Origin of the sequence: Nocardia sp. CC201C (genome assembly GCF_030010695.1) — a bacterium.
Taxonomy (GTDB): domain Bacteria; phylum Actinomycetota; class Actinomycetes; order Mycobacteriales; family Mycobacteriaceae; genus Nocardia; species Nocardia otitidiscaviarum.
The window spans coordinates 1-4,241 of the sequence record NZ_JASCXP010000533.1; the positions used below are offsets into that span (position 1 = coordinate 1).

Genomic DNA, 4,241 nt, shown 5'->3' on the forward strand with positions numbered 1-4,241 from the left:
CCCACTTGGGGCGCGCCGCGCTCACCCGCTTAATCTAAAACATCATCCCCCCCCCCGCACTCGTGTCGGGGGGCGTCGTCGTGTCACTTGGCGGCTGAACCGGCAGATTCGGCCCATCCGAGTGCGATGATCGGTACGATCGGCGGTATGGCTCCGAGAACGACCAAGGTTTCGCTGTCTCTGGACAGTTACGCGTGGCGTATTGCCGAGGCCGAGGCGGCCAAGGCGGGCATATCCACATCGGCATGGGTATCCAAGGCTATCCGCGACAAGGCGATTCGGGACTTTCGGCCGGTCGTGACGCCGGTGGCCGACGAAGCGGCCACCGAAGCCTACGAGGCTGAGCAGGCCGCTGCCGATGCCGCCGAACGCCGCCACAAGGGCGCTGCGTGAGGCGCGGAGACATTCACAGTTACGGCAAACACGGTGCGGCGCTGCAGAAGATTGTGCTGCTCGCCTCCAATCAAGCGGTCCTCGATTCGGAACGCCCGTGGTTCATGGGTCTCGACATTGTCGAGGAGAACGACGGTGACATTCTCACGGTCGAGATCCCGGGCCATGGTTGGGTCAACACCGCCACCACGCACCGTCTGTACCGGCAATGGGTCGGTGACCGGCTCGGCACGGCCGACCCGGACACCGTCGAGCGCGTGGAGTCTGCCCTTCGAGCTTCGCTGGACCTGTAGCGGGCAGATCCGCCGGCCGCGGGCATCGTCACGAGTGTGGTGTGGCTGGGGTTGTTCGGGCTGCTGTTCTTCGGGTGACCGCGCGTTCGAAGGCGCGCAGGTCCTCCTGGAGTTGGTGGTTGAGCCAGTAGTCGCCGATGAAGCCGAGAATGCCCGCCAGACAGAGCCATTGGATGGGGTCGATGACCAGGGACACCTCGGCGGGCTCCAGGAACATGAGGCCGGTGATCACGGCGATCAGCGGAATCGACGCCGCCACCGCGAGATAGCGGTTGCAGCGGCGGCCCAGCGCGCGCAGCGCGGCGCTGTCGTCGGTGGTCTCCCCGTGCACCAGCAGGCGCGGATAGAAGCAGCGCACCACGCAGAAGGTGACCAGGAAGAATGGATACACCACGGCGATGGTCCCGCTCACCACCAGCGTGGTGGAGAAGTGGATGATCTGGCGCACCGACAGATCCGAGTAGGCCAGCAGGACGAACGGCGTCACCAGGGCGTGCAGCATCCAGCCGCCGAAGGCCACCAGCGCCACCCGGTCGCCGTCGACTAGGGTGTCGCGCCGCGCCTGCGCGAGGATCGCGGTGTCCACGGTCCCGCCCCGCCGTACCACCCGCCACACCAGGAAGGCGCGGCGGCACAGATAGTTGGTCACCACGATGGCGATCGGGGTGGTGAGGACGCCGAGCAGACCGCTGATGTCCTGGAGTCGCTCCCGCTGATCCGGGCGCACCCAGGCGTAGAACAGCGGGGCGTTGTGCAGGTTGTTGTACAGCACGCCGAGGATGAGCCCGGCGGTGCTGGCCAGGCTGATGATGGCGAGCAGGGACCACGGTCCGAGTTTGGCGCGCAGGCTGGTGTGCGGCGGGTCTACCAGATCGCGGGCACGCCGATCCAGGCACAGGCCCAGCTGCTGCGCCAGTTCGGCCCCGCTGGCCCACCGGTCCTGCGGGCGCGGGGCCAGGCAGCCGAGCAGGACGCGGCGCAGGGTCGGCGGCGTATCCGGGGGCAGGTCCATCAGATGCTGTTGCGCGACTTCGCGTTTGCGCAGTTCCAGCATGCGCTCGAGGGAGGTGGCGGAGTCGCCCGCGCGCGTTTCGTCGTCGAAGGGCCGGTGGCCGGTCAGCAATTCCCACAGCATCACCCCGAGGGCGTAGATATCGCTGCGGTCGTCGAGGTGTTCGGCGGTGGTGGGCAGGTGCGGATGGCAGGCGGCGAGCTGTTCGGGCGACATGTACGCCAGCGACCCGCCGAAGTAGGCGAGCGGGCTGGTCCCGGCGACGTGGCGGCCGAAGCTCACGTTGAAGTCGGCGAGTTTCGGCGCGCCCTCGGCGGTGAGCAGCACATTGGCGGGTTTGATATCGCGGTGCAGCACGCCGTGGCGGGCCGCGTAGTCGAGTGATTCGGCGAGCTGTTTGCCCAGCCACGCCACGGCCTCCGGCCAGGTGGCGGCGGCCAGTTCGGTGCGGATGAGGGAATCGCCGTCCACGATGTCGCCGCGGGCGCGCATGGCCGCGTCCACCGCCTCCAGCAGCAGTGTGCCGCTGCGCTGTTCGGGCGGGCGGGCGCGCACCAGGGTCAGCACGTCGTGCAGGGTGCCGCCCGGCAGGTACTGCATGTACAGCAGTTTCAGGTCGCGGTCGGCGAGCAGCCGCTGATCGTAGACGCGCACAATGTGGTCGTGGTCCAGTTGCGCCAGCGTCTCGGATTCGGTGCCGCGATTCTGCGAGATCTTCACCGCCACCAGGCGTTGCATGGAGCGCTGCCAGGCCAGGAACACACGCGCGAAGGCTCCGCTGCCCAGTTCGCTGAGCAGGTCGAAGTCGCCCATGCGGTCGCCCACCTCGATGCCGTCCAGAGCTTCCTGCGCCCAGGGCACCGCGATCAGGGTGCTGCGGTAGTCGTCGGCGGCGAGGGCGGGCACGGTGTCGTCGGTGTCGACGCGACCGCTCGGTTCGGGTTCGAGCCCGGCGCGGCGCAGCGCGTGGAATTCCTCGTAGACCAGATCCGGCGGCAGCGGTTCGGCGCCGAGTTCGACGTATTCCGTGAGGTAGTCGGCGAGGCGTTTGGGGTGGTGGAAGCGCACCCAGCGGTATTCGAGGTCGACCTTGATCAGTTCGATGAGGCACAGTCGCCGGAATTCGGGTGCGTCGGGCAGGAAGCGGGCCAGTTCGGGTGGCGCCTGCGCGGTTTCCCAGGCGGCGGCGAACCGCGCGACTACTGATGTCAGCAGTGAACGGGTCGCGCGGACAGCATCCGATCGGATTGCCGACTCCACCTCATGCCCTCCACCCCGACGAGGAACTACAAGTCAGTATGCGCCCGCGAACCGAGCGAACACCTGCGAATTTCGGTGTGCGATACATCGGTAAGTTCGCACAGGCCGTCGCGAGTGCGGACCGGTCGCCACGGTCTCACCCCCTCCGCAGTGGCGTGCATCACAGAGCCGGTGTGTGAAAGATGTTGGCAGCAACGCAAATCGGACGTTTTCCCGCGGTTGGTCGGCGACGACGCCAAGGCCCCTTTATCCTTGTCACCGGTGTGTCGCCGATCTCTGCGCCGGCGTTGAGTTCGCGAATCTCATACGGGTGGGGTTACCTGCGTTAACTCGGTGTGCACGGAAACGTCATCGGACGACCGCACCATGATCGGGAATCGGGACGTGACCGGTTACGTCCCGGGGCAGGTGAACTGGAGCACTATGCGGTTGAAGAAGATTGTCGCCGCTGCGGGGGCAGCGGCGAGTGTGTTGTCCGGCCTCGTGCTCGGCGGTGGCGGATCCGCGGTGGCGGATCCGGGATGCCCGAGCCTGTACACGGTCGCCGTCCCGGGGACCTGGGAGACCGGCAAGGACAAGGATCCCGAGCACGGCATGCTGTCGGGTGTGACCGACGGGCTACCCGGGCGCGTGGACTACGTGAGCTATGCCGCGACCGCCTTCCCCTGGGAGGGCGACGTCTACGGCGCGTCCAAGGCGGAAGCCACCGCGAACGCCCGAAATCTGGTGCTCGCCATGGCAACCCGCTGCGCCTCGACCAAGATCGCGATCGTGGGCTACAGCCAGGGCGCGGACGCGGCCGGTGACCTGGCCGCCGAGATCGGCACCGGGATCGGGCCGGTATCCCCGGACCGGGTCGTGGCCGTCGGCCTGCTCTCCGATCCGCGCCGCTCGCCCGCGGACATCCAGGTCGGCCCGGCCGCACCGGGTGCCGGGGCCGGTGGCCCGCGCGTCGGCGGCTTCGGCTGGATCGCCGACCGGGTGCGCACCATCTGCGCCATCGGCGACCTGTACTGCTCGACCGAGGAGAGCGACTTCGTCATGCGCTTCGCCGGATTCCTCGCGCAGGCATCCAATCCCAGTCCGGCCAGCATGTGGCGCTACCAGCAGGAACTGGGTGCGATCATGACCGATCTGATGGCTCAGGGTGGCTTCCCCACCTTGCAGGCACAGCTCAGCGAGGACGCCAACCAGCAGCGCATCGAGCAGTTGCGGCAGTTCTACGGCACCGGCACCCACCAGATGTACGGCAGCTACCCGGTCGGCGGCGGTCAGACCGCCGT

Annotated in this window: 4 protein-coding genes; 3 read left to right on the top strand and 1 reads right to left on the bottom strand. The window is 67.8% G+C overall.

Annotation, left to right across the window (positions count from 1 at the left end; genetic code table 11):
* The first annotated feature begins 147 nt into the window (after positions 1-147).
* Complete coding sequence (locus QK444_RS33425; protein WP_282786027.1) at positions 148-393, top strand: hypothetical protein; 246 nt, start codon at positions 148-150, stop codon at positions 391-393.
* Positions 390-686, top strand: a complete 297-nt coding sequence (locus QK444_RS33430; protein ID WP_282786028.1) for a hypothetical protein — start codon at positions 390-392, stop codon at positions 684-686. The genes QK444_RS33425 and QK444_RS33430 overlap by 4 nt, the downstream gene beginning before the upstream one ends.
* Before the next feature lie 28 nt (positions 687-714).
* Here the strand turns inward: QK444_RS33430 and QK444_RS33435 are convergent, their stop codons facing one another.
* Entirely contained in the window at positions 715-2,958 is a 2,244-nt protein-coding gene (locus tag QK444_RS33435) for a serine/threonine-protein kinase (protein WP_282786029.1), read from the bottom strand.
* 423 nt (positions 2,959-3,381) lie between these two features.
* On the opposite strand from QK444_RS33435, the gene QK444_RS33440 reads away from it, so the two are divergent.
* Positions 3,382-4,241 (top strand): cutinase family protein (locus tag QK444_RS33440; protein WP_282786030.1); only part of this gene is annotated, 860 nt, incomplete at its 3' end.